The 14,034-nt window shown below is 64.2% G+C and carries 13 protein-coding genes and 1 tRNA gene; 5 read left to right on the top strand and 9 right to left on the bottom strand.

Annotated elements, in window-relative coordinates:
• Positions 1-52: 52 nt before the first annotated feature.
• Together ACQ5ID_RS02325 and egtB are read right to left on the bottom strand one after the other, a co-directional pair.
• Positions 53-673: a YdeI/OmpD-associated family protein gene (locus ACQ5ID_RS02325; protein WP_429911149.1), complete on the bottom strand. Its 621-nt coding sequence runs from the start codon at positions 671-673 to the stop codon at positions 53-55.
• Positions 674-690: 17 nt separating this feature from the next.
• On the bottom strand, positions 691-1,977 hold the full coding sequence (gene egtB, locus ACQ5ID_RS02320; protein WP_429910867.1) for an ergothioneine biosynthesis protein EgtB: 1,287 nt from the start codon (positions 1,975-1,977) through the stop codon (positions 691-693).
• Positions 1,978-2,136: 159 nt separating this feature from the next.
• Between egtB and ACQ5ID_RS02315 the strand changes: the two genes are divergently transcribed.
• The 3 genes from ACQ5ID_RS02315 (at position 2,137) to ACQ5ID_RS02305 (ending at position 4,026) form a co-directional block, all read left to right on the top strand.
• Complete coding sequence (locus ACQ5ID_RS02315) at positions 2,137-2,895, top strand: NAD kinase (protein WP_429910866.1); 759 nt, start codon at positions 2,137-2,139, stop codon at positions 2,893-2,895.
• Positions 2,896-3,021: 126 nt separating this feature from the next.
• Positions 3,022-3,507, top strand: coding sequence for a response regulator (locus ACQ5ID_RS02310; protein WP_429910865.1), 486 nt, complete (start codon positions 3,022-3,024; stop codon positions 3,505-3,507).
• A 24-nt stretch (positions 3,508-3,531) separates the two neighbouring features.
• Positions 3,532-4,026, top strand: coding sequence for an Hpt domain-containing protein (locus ACQ5ID_RS02305; protein WP_429910864.1), 495 nt, complete (start codon positions 3,532-3,534; stop codon positions 4,024-4,026).
• 28 nt (positions 4,027-4,054) lie between these two features.
• On the opposite strand, the gene ACQ5ID_RS02300 is transcribed toward ACQ5ID_RS02305, so the two are convergent.
• The 3 genes from ACQ5ID_RS02300 to ACQ5ID_RS02290 form a co-directional block, all read right to left on the bottom strand.
• Entirely contained in the window at positions 4,055-5,221 is a 1,167-nt protein-coding gene (locus ACQ5ID_RS02300; RefSeq protein ID WP_429910863.1) for a DUF2336 domain-containing protein, read from the bottom strand.
• A 91-nt stretch (positions 5,222-5,312) separates the two neighbouring features.
• Positions 5,313-6,143 (bottom strand): hypothetical protein, encoded by an 831-nt coding sequence (locus tag ACQ5ID_RS02295; protein WP_429910862.1) that lies wholly within the window; start codon positions 6,141-6,143, stop codon positions 5,313-5,315.
• A 42-nt stretch (positions 6,144-6,185) separates the two neighbouring features.
• The gene (locus tag ACQ5ID_RS02290) at positions 6,186-7,307 is read right to left on the bottom strand and encodes an NAD(P)/FAD-dependent oxidoreductase (protein WP_429910861.1); all 1,122 of its coding nucleotides are present in this window, start codon (positions 7,305-7,307) and stop codon (positions 6,186-6,188) included.
• A 45-nt stretch (positions 7,308-7,352) separates the two neighbouring features.
• Here ACQ5ID_RS02290 and ACQ5ID_RS02285 point away from each other — a divergent pair, with 45 nt between their 5' ends.
• Positions 7,353-7,784, top strand: coding sequence for a DUF6491 family protein (locus ACQ5ID_RS02285; RefSeq protein ID WP_429910860.1), 432 nt, complete (start codon positions 7,353-7,355; stop codon positions 7,782-7,784).
• Between the two features lie 6 nt (positions 7,785-7,790).
• On the opposite strand, the gene ACQ5ID_RS02280 is transcribed toward ACQ5ID_RS02285, so the two are convergent.
• The 4 genes from ACQ5ID_RS02280 to ACQ5ID_RS02265 all read right to left on the bottom strand — a co-directional run bounded on the left by ACQ5ID_RS02280 (position 7,791) and on the right by ACQ5ID_RS02265 (position 11,783).
• The gene (locus ACQ5ID_RS02280) at positions 7,791-8,465 is read right to left on the bottom strand and encodes a hypothetical protein (RefSeq protein ID WP_429910859.1); all 675 of its coding nucleotides are present in this window, start codon (positions 8,463-8,465) and stop codon (positions 7,791-7,793) included.
• Positions 8,466-8,634: 169 nt separating this feature from the next.
• Positions 8,635-10,698: a prolyl oligopeptidase family serine peptidase gene (locus ACQ5ID_RS02275; RefSeq protein WP_429910858.1), complete on the bottom strand. Its 2,064-nt coding sequence runs from the start codon at positions 10,696-10,698 to the stop codon at positions 8,635-8,637.
• A gap of 148 nt (positions 10,699-10,846) precedes the next feature.
• Positions 10,847-10,923 (bottom strand) — tRNA-His (locus ACQ5ID_RS02270).
• Positions 10,924-11,030: 107 nt separating this feature from the next.
• Positions 11,031-11,783: a M48 family metallopeptidase gene (locus tag ACQ5ID_RS02265; protein ID WP_429910857.1), complete on the bottom strand. Its 753-nt coding sequence runs from the start codon at positions 11,781-11,783 to the stop codon at positions 11,031-11,033.
• A 224-nt stretch (positions 11,784-12,007) separates the two neighbouring features.
• Between ACQ5ID_RS02265 and ACQ5ID_RS02260 the strand changes: the two genes are divergently transcribed.
• Positions 12,008-14,008, top strand: coding sequence for an AsmA family protein (locus tag ACQ5ID_RS02260; protein WP_429910856.1), 2,001 nt, complete (start codon positions 12,008-12,010; stop codon positions 14,006-14,008).
• Positions 14,009-14,034: the final 26 nt, after the last annotated feature.

Here is a 14,034-nt window from a genome sequence, read left to right as displayed (position 1 = left end):
ATTGCGCGCCAGCGCATGCAGGTCAAATCAACTCGGCGGCGCCCGCGGCTATTCACCGCTCCATCGCGCCCTTGCCGGCCAGAATCTTCGGCCGGAATTTCCCGATGCGGGCGATGCGGGTCGCAGACGCCTTGGCCGAGCCGATATTGATCACATAGCTTTTCTGCCGTCCGGGGGTGAGCGCGTGAAACGCCTCGGCAAGCTCCGGGTCATGGTCCAGCGCCTCCGCCAGTTCCTCAGGTAATTCAAGCGCGTGATCTTCCCTGGCAGGTTTGATGCCCGCTTCGGCATAGCCCATGGCTTCAGCCAGATAGGCGCGGATGACCGGTTCCAGTGCCTTGACCTGCGCGTTGTCACGAAAACGGATCATGTCGGCGTGACGGGTGTTTGGGCCTTGCTTCTCCAGCACGCCCTCGGGATCCTTCATCAGGGCCGCGTTGAAGAAGCTCAGGCGGAAATCGCCACGGAATGCGCCGATGATCGCGATATTGCGGCCCGCATGCATGTAGCAGGGATGGCCCCATTTTACCGTTTCGGTGAGCCCGGCCTCGATGCACAGCCGGCGCAGAGCCTCAAGGCCGCCCGCCCATTGACGGGTGGAACAGTCCGGCGTGGCGAACCGGTCGCAGCGCCCGCAGCCTTTGGCGAAATAATCGGCGACATCCGTAATCATCGCGCGGTCCATGATCGCTAGGCGTCCTTCGCCAGGCGCAGCCCCGTCATCTGCCATTGGGCCTGCGGGGGGAAGAAGTTGCGATAGCTGGCGCGGACATGACCCGGCGGCGTCAGGGCAGAGCCGCCTTTCAGCACGAACTGCCCGCACATGAATTTGCCATTATACTCGCCAATCGCGCCGCCCTGCGCGCGATAGCCCGGATAGGGCGCATAGGCCGAGCGCGTCCATTGCCACACCCCGCCAAACAGGCTGGCCTGATCGGCGGACGCGGGGTGCAGCCAGCCATCAGGCGTCATGGCGCGGGCGCTTCCGGCATCGAACCGGCGCGCGGCCAGCTCCCATTCGCGTTCCTCCGGCAGGCGGTAGCCGGTCCATTCGGCAAAGGCGCTGGCCTCGAAATAATCGAGATGGCTGACAGGCGCGGACGCGTCCAGCTCGCGTTCTCCATGCAGGGTAAACTCGCGCCATTCGCGCTCGCTGCCGCGCCAGTAGAGCGGGCAGCGCCGCCCCTCGGCCTGCACCCGCGCCCAGCCGTCAGACAGCCATAGCGAAGCGGTATCATATCCGCCATCGGCAATGAATTGCGCGTACTCGCCATTCGTGACGCAATGGGTGGACAGCGCAAAAGGCGCCAGCCATGCCTTGTGGCGCGGCCCTTCATTGTCAAAGGCAAATCCGGTGTCCCCGGCCCCGAATTCATCCAGCCCGCCGGCAAACTCCAGCCACCCGGCCAGCGCGCCGGGCTGGGCCGGCGGCGATGCCGGTTCGCTGTAGATTTCGCCAAACGGATTGACGCTCAGCACATGCTTGATGTCGGTCAGGATCAGCTCCTGATGCTGCTCCTCATGGGCGATGCCGGTTTCGATCAGTGCGGCGATCCGTTCCAGATCAGCCTCCCCGCAACTCTCCAGAAGGCGCTCCATCGCGCCATCTACATGGGCGCGATAGGCCATGACATGGGCAATGCCCGGCCGGGTGATGTGACCGCGCGCGGCGCGCGGCTGCCGGTCGCCCAGCGCCTCGTAATAGGAATTGAACAGATAGCCAAAGCGCGGATCAAAAGCCTCATAACCCGGCAGGTGCGGCTCCAGCAGGAAAGTCTCCCAGAACCAGCTTGTATGGGCCAGATGCCATTTGGATGGCGACACATCCTCCATGGTCTGCGCGCCCATATCCTCATCTGACAGGACTGATGTCAGCGCGGTGGAGCGAGAGCGGAGCGCCTGAAAGCGCCCGATCAGGTGCGCGCGCATCGCATGCCCCGGATCAGCAGAGGCCATGAGTGCGGTTTCAATAGCCATTTCGGACTCGTCTCCGTCTGCTTGCCGCGCAAGTCTGGCATACGCCCGGAGAGCCGGAAAGGTGCACGGCACGCGTGATCGGCGCTTTCGGCCCTTGCATGCACCCACCGGCACGGCTTGAATGCGCTTTACCGTTTGTCCCGATTGCAGGTTTTTGCCATGCGCCTGGCCTTCCACGCCGCTGACCGGCCCGACGCGCTGAGCGCACGCAATGCGCTGGTGGAGCGCTATGGCGATTGCCCGCTGCTGGAAGCAGATTGCGTGATCGCGCTGGGCGGAGACGGCTGCATGCTCGATGCGTTGCATGCCGTGATGGGCCACAACATCCCCGTTTACGGGATGAATTTCGGCTCGGTCGGTTTCCTGATGAATGATCCGGTGCATGATGATCTGCCCGCGCATCTTGAGGCCGCCGAGACCGCAATCATCCATCCCTTACGGGCCAAAGGCTCCAATGTGCACGGCGAGACGTTTGAATCGCTGGCCATCAACGAGGTCTCTCTCCTGCGCCAGACCCGTCAGACCGCCAAAATCCGTATATTCATTGACGATATCGAGCGCATGGAGGAGCTGGCAGCCGACGGGGTGCTGGTCTCCACGCCAGCGGGCTCTACCGCCTATAACTTCTCGGCCCACGGCCCGATCCTGCCGATTGATGCCAGCCTGCTGGCCCTAACCCCTATCAGCGCCTTCCGGCCGCGGCGCTGGCGCGGGGCTTTGCTCAGCCATGCCAGCACCGTGAAGTTCGACGTGATAGAGCCGGTTCACCGCCCGGTTGCCGCCGTCGCAGACAATCGCGAGTTTCGTGATGTGAAATCTGTGACCATCGAAGAAGCCGATGATGTGACGCTTACCATGCTGTTTGATGCCGGCCGGGCGCTGGATGAACGCATTATTCTCGAACAGTTTACCTCCTAGGCCCTGCCCTCATAATGGTTTGGAGCGCCCGCTTAGCCGTATATTAAGCAAGTTGCCCGTAGGGTTTGCCTCCAACGGGGATACTGAGAACGAGGTAGCGTTTTGGCTGGAGAACTTCCTGCCGACATGGCCTTCACCAAGTTGCGCGTGCTGCTGGTTGATGACAACGCAGCCATGCGCGGGCTGGTGCGTGCGGTGCTTGGCGCTTTTGGCTGTGAGAATGTGTTTGAAGCGGCCGATGCCAAGCGCGCGCTGGGCATTTTGTCGGTTGAGCAGATCGACGTGATTGTCACTGACTGGAAGATGGCACCTGTCGACGGTCTGGCGCTCGTTCGCCATCTGCGCAATCCGGAAAAGAGCGCCAACCCGTTCATTCCGATCATCATGCTGACGGCCTATGCCGAGCCTTCGCGGGTGCGCGAAGCGCGTGATGCCGGCGTTACAGAGTTTCTCGCCAAGCCATTTTCTGCCGAGCAGCTTTACAAACGCCTGCAGGTGATCGTGAACCGCCCGCGCCCTTTTGTGCGCACCAAGGTATTTTTCGGCCCCGACAGGCGGCGTCTCAACAATGAGTATGAAGGCCCGGAACGCCGCGAAGATGCGGCACTCTAGTGTGACAGGGGAAGGGACAAGGCCATGACGCAACGCGAACGACCCATCGAGATCATCAACCCGCCCAACATGCTCAAGGTGAAGGTGGGCGGGCGGATTGCGCCAGCAGATCCGGCAGCCATCGCGCGCGCCGAGGCCGCACTTGCCGAAATGAAGGAAGAATTCTCCGGCTGGCTGGCCGAAGAAGTCGACAAGCTGGAAGCCGCCCTCGACAAGGTACAGGCCGAAGGGCTGACCAGCGACGCGGGCGACGAGCTTTTCACCGTTGCACACGATTTGCGCGGCCTTGGGGCCACCTATGATTTTCCGCTGGTGACGCGCATGGCCGCCTCCCTGTCGCGCCTGGTGGAAACAGGTGAGAAGCGCGAGCTGGTGCCTGTGCAGCTGGTGGAGGCCCATGTCGGCGCTATCCGCGCGGCCCTGCGCCAGAACATCCGCACTGACGATCATGCCGTGGGCCGGACTCTGGCCGAGGAACTGGAAACCCGCGTGATTGATCTCGTCGGCGCGCCAGCCTGACCGCAATTGCAGCTGACAGAAGGACCGGTCAGCCTGCCTTCAGGGCTGCCGGCGGGGCGATATCGTCCGTAACGGCGCGCATATCCGCTTCCAGCCGCGCCATGCAGTATTCCAGATCGGCTTCCGGCGCGCCCTGGAACTGGGTGAAGATGCGCTGGGTCAGCGCCGCCCTGAATTTCACAATATCTTCGGGTCCCTGCCCGCCAATCTCCAGCGAATGATAGGCGCTCACCGACGCGCGCACGGCCGGCAATATACGCCGCGGCAGACCGGAACGCTCAAACACCGCGTCCAGCCCCAGCGGTCCTGCATCATGGATCAGCAGCCACGCCTTGGCGTGCGGTATCCCGGCAAGCTCGGCCATGCAGTGCTCGAAAAAGCTCATATGGCCGCGGAACAGGGCACGCAGGATCAGCGAAGGCGTCAGCCGCCCGTTCATCTGCAATTGCTGCACGAAGCGGCGCGGATCAGGGGTCAGCCCTGCCTGCTCGACCAGATCGACAGTCGCGCGCTCGCGTGTGGTTTCGGCCAGCTCGACGGCCAGTTGCGCCGGCAGGGCGTGGCGCGAAACGAGGCGCTCCACTGCGGCCTCTGAAATCACGTTGATGAGCTTTTCGGTGACTTCGATCGGCAGGCTGGCTCGCTCGACGAAATTCTCCAGCATGGCAGGCTGGTCGTGATAGCGCTCAAAAGTCAGGGCGTAGGAACCGGCGTCGAAATGCGCGCCATCATTGGCGATCACACGCTGAACCGCCGGGTCTGCACCGCGCATGACCAGTTCGCGCACCACCTTGCCCGGCACTTCCGCGCGTCCGGCGATGGCCAGCTGGCGGATGACGATGCCCGAACGGACAATCTCGGTGAGGTCTTCCTCCGTCAGCGAAGGCGAACCGGCGATAACCGGCACGGCAATGGAATCGATATCGGCGGCCAGCTTGCGCGCGACCTCGCGCGGCAGGCTCGGTGAGCGCGCCAAGGTGACCGACAGCGCGCGCCGCACGATCTCTGCCGCGTCATTGGCAAGGACTTCCAGAATGGCATTGGCCGCGGCGCGGTCACTCTCCGACAGGCCCGGCATGGAGATGCGGGCGCATATCTTGCGTGCGGCGAGGGCACGGCCCTCATCGTCCTGCGCACTGGCAAGGCGGGCAACGTCCTCACGGGTGAGACGCGCTCTTAAAGCCTTTACGCTCATGGTCCCATACTCCCAAGCAACAAGGACAACCGGCACCAGGAAGCGTGCGCCTGAAATCTTAACGGGTTATTGCTGCGCGTCAGGCAAACCGTCAGGAGCGCCGCCCCCGGCTGCGCAGCGGCATGTCCAGCGTGTTGAGAATTTCCATCACAGCCGGAGACAGAACCGCGCCCGGTGCGCCGCCCGTCGCATATCCCGAAACCCCGGCGCGAAGATTCTCGCGAACGCGCTGCAGGCTGGCACCGGCCTGTGTATCGGCCACCATGCTCGGCGCCGTAACCGTATCAGGCACATTGGCCACCGGCCGCTCGCGGGTCAGAAATGACAACAGCTCCGAAGCGCTGCGCGGGCGGGCACCGTCAAAGAATACGCGCCGGTTGGCCGAGGCCGCATCGGGAAACAGGGCATCGGCGCGCATGTCCGGATTGGTATGCGCCGTCTCGATCAGGCGTGCGGCGCGCGATGCGCCCAGGAAGTGGGCCGCATAAAGCTCGCCGGTAGTGGGTTCACGCCCCGTGGCAGAGCGCAAGATCGCCGCATTCTCCGCCGTCAGCTCGCCCGCCATGAGACTGGCCGCGCGCGGATCAAAGCGCATGTCGAGAATTTCCTGGCGGCGCGCGGGATCGTCCACGACAAAACGGCTGCCATCCTGACGCACCGAGGCGGCCATATCGCCATAACCATGCCGCTCGCCATGCCGGGCGACCATGGCAAGCCAGGTCTGCTCGATGAACTGGAACATGCCGGACGCGCTGGACGTGCTGGCACGCGCGCCCGCATCGAAATTGCTTTCGCGGGCCGCCGTACGCATCAGAAAGTCGAAATTGGCACCTGTGGCGCTGGCTGCATCTGAAATCAGCCGCGACGGCGAGAATGTATTCTGCAGCTGGCCTGCCAGCGCGTTGCCAATGCGGTCGGGCATGAGAACGGTACGCTCCGGTAAAAGAATCGCTTGGCCACCATCTCACCCGGCGGAGGATAAGCCTTCGTTAACCGTGTCCGGCGCGAACGGGGCAAGAAGCGCACCCACCCTGCCCTCATCGATCAGCGCGGCCAGGCCGTCAGCCAGCGCCGGGGCCAGCATGACACCGTGCCTGTAGGCACCCAGCGCCACGACAAGGCCCGGCTCGGCCAGACCGGCGCGCGGCATCAGACCCGGCAGGGCCGGACGGATACCGGCCCAGTGCGCCAGCCGGGGCATCGCAGCAATGTCCGGCAGATAGCGGGACGCGCGCTCGACCAGCGCTGCGGCCATGTCCGGCTCTGTCCCGGCATCGCTCCTGCCCGGCTCGACACTGGCACCCACCAGCAGACGCCCGCCGGGCTTGGGCGCAAGATAGACGTCGCCCGCGCGCAATAGCGGCCAGTCAGCCTGCGCACCCGCATCCAGCATCACGGCCTGCCCTTTGACCGGATAAATGCCCGCCGCAGCGCCGTGCAGGTCTGCAGCCGCCCAGCCAGCGGCCAGCACCACGACATCAGCCTCGCCAATCTCTCCGGTAGCGAGCCGGACCTGCCAGATGTCACCCTGGCGCCGCAGCGCGGTCACGCGCGCGTTTTCGCGCATATCGATGCCGCGCCCGGCCAGTGCCGCCATCAGTGCAGAGATCAGGTGCGGCGCGGACAGTTGCGCGTCGCCGGGCAGAAAGACCGCGCCGTCTGGCAGGGCAAGCCCCGGCATGCGGGCCCGGACCGCGCCGGCATCAAGAGAAACCGCCTCGATATCCCTGCCTGACAGCCACTCAGCCATGCCCGTCTGGCGTACCGGTATCAGCGCGCCACAGGCCCTGTAGGCCACATCCATACCCGTCTCGGCAGACAGGCGGTGCGCCCATTCCGGCCAGAGCGACGCGCTGTGCCGGGCCAGCGCGGCAAACGCCCCGGCCAGAGGTGAGGCGCTGTCTCGCGCCTCCCAGATTTCCGCTCCGGGGGCGATCATGCCGGCAGATGCCGCCAAAGCGCCATGACCTGCCTTACCAGCGTCACAAATAAGGGTATTAATTCCCCGTAAGGATAGCGCATACGCCAGTGCAAGCCCGGCTGCCCCGGCACCGATTATGCACACGCGTGGAGCGTTCTTACGCATACCAGCCTCTCTGCAGGAACCTCCGGTTCCGGACAGGAACACAAAATGACAGGAAAGGTTCGCGTTACCATGGCGGTGAAACTCGAAACCATCTCTCGTATAGCCGCAGCTATAGCGGCTGCAGGCGCTGCAATCACCCTGTCCGGCACAGCCATGGCCGGTGAAAGCGTGCAGTCGGACCGCTGCGTGCAGATCGGCTCCATCAGTGGCTATTCGGTCATTGATGACCGCCATCTGATCCTGCGTTCAGGTGCCAGCCGGTATTTCCTCGTCACCACGGCCACGCGATGCTCGGGGCTGAATTTCGGTGTGGAAATCGCCACCTCGATCACCGGCAATCAGCGCATCTGCCAGCCCATGAGCGAGTTCGTCATTCCCGATGACGGATGGCGCTGCCGGATTGCGTCCATCGAGGCGGTCGACAGCGAAGATGCAGCGCGCACCCTCGTCGAGGAGCGCCGCGAAAGCGGAAACTGACGCAGATCAGCCCGGCGTCTGGCTCGCCAGACGCACCGGGCTGACGCGCTCTGCCCCTTCGGCGTCCTCATCGACCCGTTCCAGCGCAATACGGCAATCGGCCAGAAACCGTTCGCCGGCATTGTCGCCCTGGCGTGACCAGGGCCGTGACAGGGTGCGCGAATAGAACGCCGTAACAGCGGCGCGCCACACACTTTCCGGCCCGTCCTCATCCTCGCGCTCACCGCACGCTTCCAGAGCCATCTCGAACACGCGCTGCAGGCATTCCAGCGCCGGAGCGGCATCCTCCAGCCGGGTGCGGGTTTTCCCGTCATGGCCGGCATCAAGACGGCGCTCGGCCTCGCGCAGCGCGGCAAGGTGGCGGCGCGTCAATGTCATGGTGGGGGTATCGTCGCGCAGATGAGCCGCGTCCGGAACCAGACCGGCAAGCTGGCCGGTGAGGCGCAGCCCCATCTGCAGGTCCTGCCGCAGCCGGGCAATCTGGGTGCGGCGCGTCTGCAAGCGCTTCTGGTCGATCAGCGCGCGCCCGCAATCCTCCAGAAGGCGCCAGAGCGCCATTTTCTGGTCCGCATCGCCAATGGCATGGCGCTCGCAGATCCGGTCGATATCGGCCTCTTCATAAAGCTCGCCATCATCAAGGATGATAAAGCTGGTGCCGGTTGTGCTGGTCAGTCTCGCCATGCCTGCTCCCTGCCCCGGCCCCTCAACCGGCATCGTGTCTTTGGGCTGCCCCTCTGTGACAGATTAACCTATTGTTAAGCAAGCCGCGCGCTGCAAGGCGCAAACGCTCAGCACTTTCCTGTGGAAAATGCTGAACGCCACGCCAGTCACACAAGCCGGCCTGATACGGCTAGTCCTCGTCTGTGCGGTTTGCCGGGTCGTGTTCGGCAAACCAGCGCAGGTTTTCTGCGACCACCATCAAAAGGCGGCTGGGCCGTGAAGCGGTGATCCCGTGGGGCGCGCCGGGGATGACAACCAGCCGGGTCGGCACATCCCGGATACGCAGTGCGGTGTAGTATTGCTCGGACTCCGAGACCGGCGTGCGCAAATCATCGCCGCCGACCATCACCATGGTCGGCGTTGTGACATTGCCGACCAGAGAAAGAGGCGACCGGCGCCAGTACGCTTCAGGGTCTTCCCACGGCGGTGCATCAAACCAGAAACGATAGAAGACATTTGTCAGGTCGGCGTGGAGGACAAAGCTGCCCCAGTTTATCACCGGCTTGACGGTCGAAGCCGCCGCAAACCGGTCTGTATTGCCCACGATCCACGCCGTCAGCACGCCGCCGCCTGACCCGCCCGACACGAACAGCCGGTCCTCGTCGATATAGCCGCGCGCAATCAGGGCATCGACGCCGCCCATAAGGTCGTCATAGTCATTGCCGGGATAGCTGCGGTCGATGAGATTGGCGAATTCCTCGCCATAGCTCGTTGATCCGCGCGGGTTTGTGTAGATCACGACATATCCCGCAGCAGCCATGAGCTGTAACTCTGCGGTGAAGGTCGGGCCGTACGCGGCAAATGGGCCGCCATGGATTTCAAGAAATAGCGGGTAGGTCTGGCCGGGATCGAATCCGGGCGGGTGAAGAACCCAGCCCTGTATCTGACGCCCGTCATGGGGCGAAGCCCACCAGATTTCTTCGGCATCAGACACATGCCGCCGCGACAATAGCTCCTCGTTAAGCGAGGTTATGCGCCGCAGCCCGCTACGCCGGTCTCCTGCAGCCACTTCAGCCGGGCGCAGCGGCGACGAAACGGCTCCGGCAAACCTGCCCGTCCGGGGCGAAACCGAAAACGTCCCGCCAGCATACGGAACACCGAAACTGGAACCGCCCAGCCCTTCGCCCAGCACCTGGACATCGCCGTTCAGCGTAATCAGAGCGATCTTCACCTCACCCTGATCGACGAAGGAGACATAGACGCCGCGCCCGTTCTGCGCCCACACCGGGTTGGCAAGGCTGCGGTCAAAATCAGCTGTGACCACACGCGAATTGCTACCGTCAATGTCCATCACATAGAGGCGCTGGGTCTGGAAGCCGAGATAGCGCTGATCGTATCCGAGATAGGCGATCCGGCGTCCGTCGGGCGACACAGCCGGAGAGCTGTCCGGTCCCCGCCTGTCAGTCAGTTGCGTGATGGTGCCGGAGGCGAGATCGATGCGGTGCAGCTCGGTGTCTGCTGGAGACGCGTTGCGGCCGGGCCTGCGGTCAGCAGAGACAATCAGGGCCGATCCATCAGGTGTCCAGGCAAAGTCGGCAGCAACGCCCTCGGTGTCATCTGTCACTTGAACGGGTGTCCCGCCCTCCGCGGCGGTTACAAATATCTGCTGTACGCCGTGGGGCACCAGGCCCCGCCCGTCGGCGCGGAACACCATGCGCTCTTCCACCCGGGCAGGCTCGGCCCATTGCGCACCCTCGGGGCGTGACGGCAGGGAGGCTGGCGACGGACCCGAACCGGGGGAGAAGCTGGCAAAGGCCAGCCGGTTGCCATCCGGGGACCACTGCAGTCCCGCCGGCGCGCCCGGCAGGCGGCTGACCGCTGCATCACGGCTGCTGGACACCCAGTGCAGGCGCAATTCCTGGATTCCGCCCGTACTGGCGACATAGGCCAGCCTGCCACTGTCAGGCGCCCAGCGCGGGCTGGTGAAGTCTGCCGAAGCGCTGGAGGCGACAGGCATATGGTTGCGCCCGTCATAGTCCACTATCCAGATGCTGCTGCGGGCCCGATCGGTCATGATATCGTTGGTCCGGCGTACATAGGCGATACGCTGACCGTCTGGCGAAATCTGCACGTCCGCTGCCGCTTCCATCGCGAACAGGTCCACAGGCTGTAGCGGCCCATGATCGCCGTCCTGCGCATGAGCTGCCATGCAGAGCGTGGCGGCGGACAAAACTACAAGGAAACGCAACAGCATATTATCCCTCCCCGGATTTGTGGGGGAAGGCTAGGTCGGAATGAGGGGTGTTTCCATTGGCCGTCTGCGGTTGTCACGCATATGTGACAACACCGCTGCCGCCTGATGTGCCGCGGCGCGAAAACGCCAGCTTGTCACGGCAGTTGAATGGTACCGCCTCCCCGGCTCGAACGGGGGACCTCTAGATCCACAATCTAGCGCTCTAACCAACTGAGCTAAGGCGGCACTCAAAACCCGGCGCGAGGGCGATGCCTCAAGGCGGCGGGAGCGCTGACATAGCGCCGCCGGACCTGCGATGCAAGACCGGCGGCCATGTGATGTAGCTCAGCGTATCAGGCGTAGCCGCTCGACGTGATATGGCTCTGCAAAGCCTGCATGCGCTGGGCGTCCGACGGGTGCGTCGACAGGAAGGCGGGCGGGCCGCCCGAACCACCGCTGCGTGCCATCATGCCGTTCCAGAAGGTAAGCGCTTCGGTGGGGCGGTAATTGGCACGGGCCATATAGTCGGTACCCAGCCGGTCAGCCTCGTATTCGTGGCGGCGCGAATAGGGCAGCAGCACGCCGAAGGTCAGCCCCGCGCCCAGCACACCGGCCCACATGCCGGCATTGCTCACCCCACCCTGGTCCAGCGCGACGGCGGCAAGTCCGGCCCCCACGCCGGCTGCCATCTGCTGGGAAGCGCGCTCCTGCGCGTGACGGCCTGCCACGTGGCCGGCCTCGTGGCCGATCACGGCGGCCAGCTGGTCGTCATTGCCGGTCACATCCAGCAGGCCCGAATAGACCGCCACCTTGCCATTGGGCAGCACCCAGGCATTGACCTGGTCATTGTCGAACACGACGAACTCCCAGTCATGCTGGGTCATGCCGGAGCTCTGCGCGATGCGCTGGCCGACCCGGTTGACCTGGTTGCGCTTGCTGGCATCGCGGGTGACGCGTTCCTGTTGCAGCGATTGCTGCCATGTCTGCTGGGAGAGCTGGGCGATCTGGGCATCAGAGACGAGCATGAGCTGGCTGCGGCCCAGCTCCGGATTGTGCGCCGTACACCCGGCAACGAACGGCACAACCGTACCAACAGCGAGCCCCATCAGCAGCTCGCGCCGGTCCATGCGCACCGGCGGCAATGCGGGATCAATTTTCAGTTCGTTATTCATCACCACTCCCCCTTCAGGACAATGACGGGCGCACCAGGATTCATTTTTCCGGCCCGCCACGATGGAAACAATTGTCCCGAGAAGTTAAACATAACCCGGACCGCTACGGAACTGTTTCCGTTGCCCCCTCGCCTGCTGGCAATACCGGAGTTCACATCATGCGCCGCCTGCTTATGATTCTTCTGGTCCTTGCGGGGATCGCTGTTGCCGCCGCCCTTCTGGTTCCGGCGCTGCTCACCCCGGAAAACTGGCGCGGCGAAATCGAGCGGCGGGCCAGCGAGCAGCTGGGGCGCGAGGTGAGCATTGGCGGCGAGATCGGCCTGACCATATTGCCCTCCATCCAGATCAGTGCAGGCAATGTTTCGATCGGCAATGCGGATGGGTTTGGCGAGGAGGCGTTTGCAGAGCTCTCCGAACTGCGCCTGGGCCTCGCCCTGTGGCCGCTGTTTTCCAACCGGGTGGAGGTCAGCGAGTTCGTGCTGGTCGAGCCGGTTATCCGTCTTCGCGAAAACGCGCGCGGCAATAACTGGACATTTGCCTCCGCTGAGGAAGCGCAAGCTGCGCCGTCATCCGACAGTAATGGCGGCTTCCGCCAGCCCGGCGCACTTCCCTTCGACGGGACGTTCTCCGGCATCCGCATTGAAAACGGCGCATTGAGCTATTCCGACGGAACCGACACCTGGGACGTTTCGCAGCTCAATGTCCGGCTGCATGCAGAGGATCTGGACCGCGAAGCGCGCATGGATGGCGAGTTCGTGCTGCGCGGCGAGAGGATTGCTTTCGACACCCGGCTCGGCGGCCTGCGTCCGTTCATGGAAGGGCGTGAAACCCCTCTGACGCTGGAGGTCCGCTCCAGCCCGCTTACCGTGAGTTTCGACGGCAATGCGCTGGAAAGCAGCACGTTTGATCTGGCTGGCGACGCCAGTGTCCAGACCGACATTCCCGGTCTCGCGCGGCTTGCTGGCGAGCCCTTGCCGCCCGGCTCGGCCCTGCGGAGCGCATCGGCATCCGGGCGCCTGACCAGCGTGCCGGGCGAGATCCGCTTCGAGAACGCAAGGCTGCGTCTCGACGAGATTACCGCAACCGGCTCCCTGACCGTGCAGACGGAGCGTGAGCGCCCCATGCTGACCGGCCAGCTGGTCATTCCTGTCCTGAACCTCAACCCCTATATGCCGGCCGAACAGTCCGGCACGGCCACCGGCGGTCAGCCTGAATGGAGCACCGAGGAAATTGATCTGGCGGCCCTGAGCCTGGTGGACGCTGATCTGCGTCTCAGTGCCGGACGGCTGATCTTCGGCGATGTGGAGGTAAGCGAGGCTGCCGTCCATGCCCGCCTGACCAATGGGCGCCTCGTGGCCGACCTGTCACGCTTCACGCTGTATGGCGGCAGCGGATCGGGACAGCTCGTTGTCAATGCCCGTGGCGCGACGCCCAGCTATTCGCTGAACGCCCGGCTGCAGGGCCTGCAGACCCAGCCCTTCCTTGGCGCAGCAGCAGACTTCTCGGCGCTGCGCGGGCTAGGCAATTTCACCATTGACCTGACCAGCTCGGGGGCCAGCACGGCAGCGATCATGCGGTCGCTGTCGGGCAGTGGTAATCTGCGCCTGAGCGATGGCGCGATTGAAGGTTTCAACCTTGCACGCATCCTTCGTGGCGTGCAGACCGCCATCACGACACGTCAGCTGCCCCAAGGCTTCGGGCCGGAGGAGGAGACCGATTTCAGCGAGCTGGGCGGCACGTTCAATATCCGCAATGGCGTCCTGTCGAATACCGATTTGTCCATGCTCAGCCCGCTATTGCGGGTTACCGGCACAGGCGAGTTCAATCTGGTGGAACAGTCGATGGACTACCGCATTTCGCCGCGCGCCGTCGCCTCACTGGCTGGCCAGGGCGGCACGCCGGAGCTGGGCGGCATTGCCGTACCCGTCCGGATACGCGGTAATTTCGCCAACCCGTCGTTCAGCATCGATTTCGAAGCGGTTGCCCGCGAGCTGGCGGCCGGTCAGGCGCGTGGCCTGCTCGACCGCATCCTGCCCGGCCAGCGCTCCGGCGAGGGTGAAGGCGAAGAGGACGAGCAGCAGTCACAACCCACCCCGGCCGACGTGCTACGTGGCCTGCTGGACCGCCAGCGGCGCAGCGGGAGTGATGACGGCAACTGACGTCACACGCGCGTGAACAGGCGGGG

The organism is Glycocaulis sp., from assembly GCF_050485565.1.
Classification (GTDB): domain Bacteria; phylum Pseudomonadota; class Alphaproteobacteria; order Caulobacterales; family Maricaulaceae; genus Glycocaulis.
The sequence above is the reverse complement of the archived record's forward strand: the minus strand, read 5'-3'. Positions and strand labels throughout refer to the sequence as shown.